The sequence below is a fragment of the Rhodococcus sp. KBW08 genome (assembly GCF_003852455.1).
GTDB lineage: Bacteria > Actinomycetota > Actinomycetes > Mycobacteriales > Mycobacteriaceae > Rhodococcus_F > Rhodococcus_F baikonurensis.
Map to the genome: position 1 here is coordinate 343687 of NZ_QAJJ01000011.1, position 6442 is coordinate 350128.

At 60.1% G+C, this 6442-nt stretch carries 7 protein-coding genes; 2 read left to right on the forward strand and 5 right to left on the reverse strand.

What is annotated here, in order from left to right; genetic code table 11:
- Positions 1–52: 52 nt before the first annotated feature.
- Positions 53–889 carry a DUF1206 domain-containing protein gene (locus DBV08_RS16625; protein ID WP_124568138.1) on the forward strand — a complete coding sequence of 279 codons (837 nt, stop codon included), beginning with the start codon at positions 53–55 and terminating at the stop codon, positions 887–889.
- A gap of 19 nt (positions 890–908) precedes the next feature.
- Here DBV08_RS16625 and DBV08_RS16630 read toward each other — a convergent pair whose 3' ends face one another.
- The 4 genes from DBV08_RS16630 to DBV08_RS16645 all read right to left on the reverse strand — a co-directional run bounded on the left by DBV08_RS16630 (position 909) and on the right by DBV08_RS16645 (position 4434).
- Positions 909–2216 carry a serine hydrolase gene (locus tag DBV08_RS16630; protein ID WP_124568139.1) on the reverse strand — a complete coding sequence of 436 codons (1308 nt, stop codon included), beginning with the start codon at positions 2214–2216 and terminating at the stop codon, positions 909–911.
- Between the two features lie 82 nt (positions 2217–2298).
- Positions 2299–3036 carry an SDR family oxidoreductase gene (locus DBV08_RS16635; RefSeq protein WP_124568140.1) on the reverse strand — a complete coding sequence of 246 codons (738 nt, stop codon included), beginning with the start codon at positions 3034–3036 and terminating at the stop codon, positions 2299–2301.
- Positions 3033–3737, reverse strand: a complete 705-nt coding sequence (locus tag DBV08_RS16640; protein WP_124568141.1) for a TetR/AcrR family transcriptional regulator — start codon at positions 3735–3737, stop codon at positions 3033–3035. The genes DBV08_RS16635 and DBV08_RS16640 overlap by 4 nt, the downstream gene beginning before the upstream one ends.
- 376 nt (positions 3738–4113) lie before the next feature.
- Positions 4114–4434, reverse strand: coding sequence for a hypothetical protein (locus DBV08_RS16645; RefSeq protein ID WP_124568142.1), 321 nt, complete (start codon positions 4432–4434; stop codon positions 4114–4116).
- Here DBV08_RS16645 and DBV08_RS16650 point away from each other — a divergent pair.
- The gene (locus DBV08_RS16650; RefSeq protein WP_124568143.1) at positions 4424–5659 is read left to right on the forward strand and encodes a hypothetical protein; all 1236 of its coding nucleotides are present in this window, start codon (positions 4424–4426) and stop codon (positions 5657–5659) included. The two genes, DBV08_RS16645 and DBV08_RS16650, sit on opposite strands and share 11 nt — an antisense overlap.
- Before the next feature lie 13 nt (positions 5660–5672).
- Here the strand turns inward: DBV08_RS16650 and DBV08_RS16655 are convergent, their stop codons facing one another.
- Positions 5673–6149, reverse strand: a complete 477-nt coding sequence (locus DBV08_RS16655; RefSeq protein ID WP_124568144.1) for a hypothetical protein — start codon at positions 6147–6149, stop codon at positions 5673–5675.
- Positions 6150–6442: the final 293 nt, after the last annotated feature.

Consider the following 6442-nt stretch of genomic DNA (forward strand, 5'->3'; position numbering starts at 1 on the left):
ACTTGACGCAGGCGTTCGAGGGAAGCGTCTGTCCGTATATGGTTCGACGATCATGATGAACAAAGAATCGTCACCGCAGGACCAGAAAAGCGTCGCGTCCACGGCGGCTGACGTCGCACAGAACACTGTCTTCGAGCGCTTTGCCCGCGCAGGATTTGTCGTCAGCGGTGTCGTTCATCTGCTGATCGGATATATCGCGATCCGCCTTGCTCTCGGTGGATCCGGGTCTGCGGACCAATCGGGTGCGATGGCCGAGTTGGCAGGAAAGCCAGGGGGCGTCTTCGCCCTGTGGGTCGGCGTCGTCGCCTTCCTTGCCATGGCGTTGTGGAGATTGGCCGAAGCTGCGTTGGGAAGCTCGTCGTCGCCGTCTTCGGACGACAAGAAGAAGGAGTTCTTCAACCGCGCGAAAGCTCTGGGCATTTCGCTCGTCTATTTCGGTTTTGCCTTCACTGCATTCGGATTCGCTCGCGGTAGTGGGAAGTCCAGCAGCGGTCAGAGTGCGGGAATCACGGCGCGTTTGATGGAGAACACCCTGGGGACCATCGCATTGGTGCTCGGCGGGATCGCAATCATCGCTGTTGGCGTCTACCACGTTTACAAGGGCGCGAGCCAGAACTTCCTGGATGATCTGAAAGGCACACCGAGTGACTTCGTGCGCCGACTCGGAACCGTCGGGTACGTCGCCAAAGGCTTGGCCATCGCTGCAGTCGGCGTTCTGGTTCTTCTCGCGGTCAACAGTTCCGAACCTGGCAAGTCCTCCGGGCTCGACGGAGCGTTCAAGACCCTGGGCGCGCAGCCGTACGGAGTGGCCCTGCTGATCCTTGCCGGATTGGGGATCATCACCTACGGGCTCTACTGCTTCGTGATGGCACGCTCGACGAAGATGTAGCGCCCGTAGGCAAGTGGGTCTATCCGAATGACCCGGTCTGGAAGCCGACGTCGCTGCCAGACGAACTTCCCGTCGAACTACCGAATATCGGTCGTCTCGGAACCAGATCATGCATCAGGTTCACTGCTGCGGGGTCGATCATCGCCGCATTTCCGCCGTTCGCCAGAATCGTGATCGACCAGCCACTGTCGGGCACCAGCAGGGTGATGCAGTTGGATCCCGAGCTGTCTCCGTTCTTCTTGGCGAACCGTTGCGGAAAGTTCGGCGTCGCCGGTTGGAGCTGCCACGCCATTCCCATTCCGAAGGCCGGATTTTCCGGAGCTTGGGTGTCGATCTGCTCGAGCATCGAGGTCAGCACCGGTTTGAGTGGGTTATTGCCATAGCCGAGAGTTGTTGCGGCCCAGATCGACATATCGTCAGCGGTACTGACCAGGCCACCGCCGCCGGCGATCGCTCCGGTGTTGTTCCACAGCGGTGCTCTTGTGCCGTCGAGGTAATACGGGATGGCCAGGTCCGTGGCTTTGGTCTCGATCACGGTACCCATCATCCCGAGCGGGTCGGTGATTTCGCGGGCGACTGCCGCCGCGAAGGGCGGTTTCTCCTGTCCCGGAATGATTTTGTCTGCCATGAGTGTGCCGAGTAGTCCGAACCCGAAGTCCGAGTACAGCCAGTGGCTACCGGGGGCGAACTCCAAGGCCCCGGGAGCCCGGAGTCCTTCCCAGAGCATGTCTCTCGTGTACTTCGCTTTCTCGTCCGTGCACGATTGTGTGGGATCGGCACACCCTGCCGAAAGATTGGGTGGGTCGTCGCTCAGACCGGAACGGTGGGTGACCAGTTGGCGAAGCGTGATCTCCTCGCCACCGCTGCCTTTTGGCAGCGGGTTGCCGTCCGAATACTTGCTCGCCAGGTCGTCCAATCCGACTTCTCCCCGAGCGATCAGTTTCGCCAGTAGTGCAGCGGTGAAGGTCTTGGTCTCCGAGGCGATCTCGAATTGCGTTCGTGGAGTGACTCTCACGCCGTTTTCGACGTCGGCCTGGCCGTAGTGGTACGTAGTGGTGACACTCGCTTTGCGGTTCTTCTCATCCGGTTTGACGATGGCGAAGGCAAGGCCGGGGACTCCGCTGTTCAGCAGTGTCTCTGCGACGCGCTGTACCGCTTGGGCTTCTGCAGGATCGCCGACCCGCGAACCTGGATTGGGTGCCGTGGGGCCGGCGGCGCTGGCGGTCGAGGAGGTCGCGAGGGTTATGACGGCGGTTGCCGCCAGTCCTGCAACGCTGATGAACTGTCGTCGTGACGTCCGGGCGGACCCTCGATCCTGGTTTTCCATTGTTTGCACATTACAACCAAAGTCGACTGGTTTGACTGTTTTGTCGGAATTGCCAAGGTGTAGTCCTTCGTGGACGGCTGCGCTAGATCACGCCGCCGTTGACGTAAATGACCTGGCCGTTGACCCAACGAGCTGGGCCGGCGAGGAACGCGACAGCCTCCGCGATGTCCACCGGTGTGCCGAGCCGCTCCAAGGGAGCCAGTTTGGACAGGTTCTCCACTGTTGCTTCGTCTTTCCCGTCCAGGAACAAATCGGTCGCTGTGGGTCCCGGGGCTACGGCGTTGACCGTGATGTCGCGTCCGCGTAGCTCTTTCGCGAGAACCAGGGTGATCGCGTCGACGGCACCTTTGGTGGCGGCGTACGCGGCGTAAGTCGGAAACGCCAACTTCTTCACGGAGGTGGAGAAATTGATGATCGCACCGCCGCGCCGGACACGTCTGGCTGCCTGCTGGTCGACCACGAAAGTCCCTCGGACGTTGGTCCGATGCATCCGATCGAAATCGTCGAAGTTCAGTTCGGCGACGGTGGAGAGGATCATGATTCCGGCTGCGTGGACGACGACGTCGATGCCCCCGAACTCCTCCTCGACCGTATCGAACAGGGCCGCGACTTCACCTTCGTCGGCGACGTCGGCGTGTACCGCAATGGCGCGTCCGCCCGCTGTGACAATGGAGTCAACTGTTTGCTGAGCGCGCTGAAGATTTCCCGAATAGTGAACGGCGACAGCCATTCCGTCGGCGGCGAGCTTTTCTGCAGTCGCTCGCCCGATGCCGCCGGAAGCTCCGGTGACGATGGCTACGCGGGTGGTGGTGTCAGTCATGATGTAACTCCTGATCTGGTTTCGGGTGCATCGGACAGCCTGCGGAGCCACTCGCGCAGCAGGCCAACTTCGTTGGTGGAGAGGGAAGTTGAATCCACGCCGGCCAGTTGGGCGTCGAGAGTCGATGCAACTCTGTTGAGTGAGGCGTCCGGGTGGGCGTCGGACTCGTCGATGATGGACGCGATGATTCCGTCGCGAACTCGCTGTGACAGCGTCGGATCGGGGTACTGTTCCGGCCTGACGACGAGCATCAGAGCAACCCCGACATTCGCCGACATCACCATCTGGGTGGCGACATCGACGGACACGGTCAGAACGCCTGCCGCAGCGCATCGTTCGAGAACTGATCGAAGTAGCGCCTGGGCCTGCAGGGCGGTGTCGGCGCTCTGGGCGGAAGGTGAGTGCATCAGCCGGTAGTGAGCGGGATGTGCGAGCGCGAAGGCTGTATGCGCATCCCAGCCGGCCCGTAGGTCGGCGACAGGGTCGCCGGACGGCGTCGCAGCGCGTTTGCCCTCGAGGTATTCGGCGAATCCTGCGTCGACGACGGCTGCGAGCAGTCCGTCCTTGTCGCCGAACTGGCGGTAGAGCGCGGGGGCGCCGACGCCGGCCATCTCGCATACAGCGCGGGTGGAGATGTCGCCGTTGGGGGACGTGTTGAGCAGCTCGGTCGCTGCGGCCAGAATCTTTGCCCTCGAACTCATGTAAACAACGTTAACAGAAATATGTAACCATCGCTACTGTGCTGGAAATGCTACTGACTGCCACGGTGTCCGTTGGATGGACTACAGATACTCAGTCCGAAGTCGTGTTAGAACTCTCTGAGTTCGCCCTGTCGGTGGCCTGCCCCTGCTCGGGAGCGAAAATTCAGGAGGTTCTACCGGTGAAAAACCCTTCGGCCCAGTCAGTCGCGGTATTCGTGGTGGCGGCGCTGTGTCTCCCGCTGCTTTCATGTAGTTCGTCCGACACTCCCGTGACCGCAGCTGTGCCCGTGGCTACAACTGTCGACACCTCGGCAGGTGATGGACCTGTCGAGGCTGAAGTCGGCGAGAACGGTGTATCGGTTAGCGGGAAGATCGGTCAGATCGGTGTCACTGCAACAGCGCCCGCGGGAATCGCGGACATCGGGACCACGCTCACACTCTCGAGTGGCGTCGGGACGAACCGTAAAGTCTTTCCTGCAGAGTTGGTCTCGACAACCCCGGCGCAGCTCACTCTCGGAAATGGACTACAGCCCAAGACGCCGATCACGTTGACCTTCGACTTGTCCGGACAACCCGAGATCGTCCGACAGATCAGCGATTCTGTTCGACCGATCGTCGCGGTCAACTCCGATGATCCTGCCAGTAGTGACTTGCTTCCTGCCGAATGGAACGCGGTGTCGAAATCCGTGACGACCACCACCACTCACCTCAGCAGTTTCCAAGTCCTCCTTACCGACGTTGGGCAAGTGCTCACCGACTCATTCACTCAGGTATGGGCGGCGAGTTCAGGAGAAACCGATGAATTATGCTCTGAGAAAAGCGAACTCGAACTAGCAGGCACGCAATATACGCTCACTCCCTCTAAGCCGGGGGTAGTTTCTGCTTGCCTCCGCGCTGCTGAGGAAGGGATTGCCGTCGACTTTGCGACGAAATCCGCACAATATTACGAAGTCAATTCTCAACCGACCGGCCAATTCGTGAATCAAGGGCCGTTGAAAGGGACTGATCAACTTGCGGTATTGCTTCGATCCAGTTTGGGTGGCGGGAAATCGGGACTGTTGACCCCGAAAGGCAACGGCACGCTGGTGTTACCTGCCGGCACGACCACGGGAGTCGTCCGCCTTGATGTCGACGCCGCCGCATTACAATTGGAGACGATTCTTACCGGTCTCGACATGTACGGGATCGAAGGAGACGAGTTGGTCGATGCATTTCAGACGACCAAATCTGCCTACGACTGTTTGGTGACGGTGTACGAAAGTTTGACTGACCCGAGTAAAGCCAACGTCGGCGAATTCACCAAGGCACTCGGCGATCTCGCTCAATGTGGACTTGCCGGGGCGACAGGCGCAGTGGGCAACAGCCAAGGTCGGATTCTGCACAAGATGAGTGTCGTGACGTCTCTGTTCACCACGCTCCCGAGCCAGTTGATGGCCAATATCACGGGAATCGCCGGCGAATTCAATGGTGACAATCACCTCGAATACACCCTGAAGAGTACCGGACCTGCCCGCGCGACCTCGACTGCGCCGTCGCCGAACAATACTGGCGCCACTCTCGAACTGATCACGAAGATCACCCCGAACGGATTCGGATTCACTCGTGGGCCAGATCATTACGAGATTTCGGACGTTCACAAGAACAACGGTCGATTCTACGTAGACGTCAATTACCACTGGAAGTTGAACCGACCAGAAGGCAGCGACCTCGGATACTGCCGAGGTCACGCGCGAATTACCAACAGCGCAGGAACAGAAATCGCGCGCTACGACGACACCGGATTCAACATCTGCCAAGGGGGTGGAGCCTTCGGTACCAACACCCCTATTTACGACCCTGGCGCCTACACCGTCACTGTCGACGTAGAAACTGAGCGCGGTGCACCTCTGAGGATCGCCCGGGACTTCACTGTCGATCAGTGACCGGACGCGTAGATCAGAGCGCGTTTGCCTGGAGAGGTTCGATGTCGAAGGTGTGAGGTCCGAACAGGCCCAGAGCCCGGGTGCGAATGGACGGTAGTGCTTCGTGGAAGCTCCCGCCGAGGCGGTGGAGGGAGTTGAACGAGCGCGATTCCCAAACCGGAAACTCCCCGTCGGCGCCGCGGGATGTAGTGTCCCACAGCAGAGCGTCGCCGTTCTCGCTCCATCCGAAAACCTGCAGCGAGTCGGGGAGCGACCAATCGCCGTCGGGTTCGACCATCCAATCGAACTCGTCGTCCCGTCCGTCTTTGTAGACGGAATGAAGATGAGCGGTGAGGTTGCGGGCACGCCCTTGCCAGCCGTCGGCAAATCCGGGAAGGACGGGCGGATAGATGAGCCAGAGTCCGAAGGTCCGTGCCCAGCCAGCGTGTCTGATGAATGTGCGATATGAATCGGGGAAGCCCTGCCCGTCGGGAAATCGAAAAGAATCCAAGACAGTGAAATCTATGTGCTGAAGTGTCGGTTGGCCGTTTACCGTCAACGCATCGGGTCCCTGTGCATACACATCCTCAACGCTAGCAATAGCGAACGCAGCGCAGCCCTTTCCGGCTATCGAAGCACGCCGGAATGGGTCACCGAGGCGTGTGCTCGGTGACCTCCGGGTTCAGCGCCGGGTGGTGGAGCGGCGGGGTTTTTGGTCGGGGTCGATGCCTGGTGGGGGGATGAACCAGGGCAGGTGATCGGTGCCTATCCGGATTTCCCATTGTCCGGTGAATCCGGGTTTTC

Bases quoted from the DNA above. Each gene is read 5' to 3' on its own strand.
- DBV08_RS16625 (WP_124568138.1), top strand. From the start codon at position 53: ATGATGAACAAAGAATCGTCACCGCAGGACCAGAAAAGCGTCGCGTCC.
- DBV08_RS16630 (WP_124568139.1), bottom strand. From the start codon at position 2,216: ATGGAAAACCAGGATCGAGGGTCCGCCCGGACGTCACGACGACAGTTC.
- DBV08_RS16635 (WP_124568140.1), bottom strand. From the start codon at position 3,036: ATGACTGACACCACCACCCGCGTAGCCATCGTCACCGGAGCTTCCGGC.
- DBV08_RS16640 (WP_124568141.1), bottom strand. From the start codon at position 3,737: ATGAGTTCGAGGGCAAAGATTCTGGCCGCAGCGACCGAGCTGCTCAAC.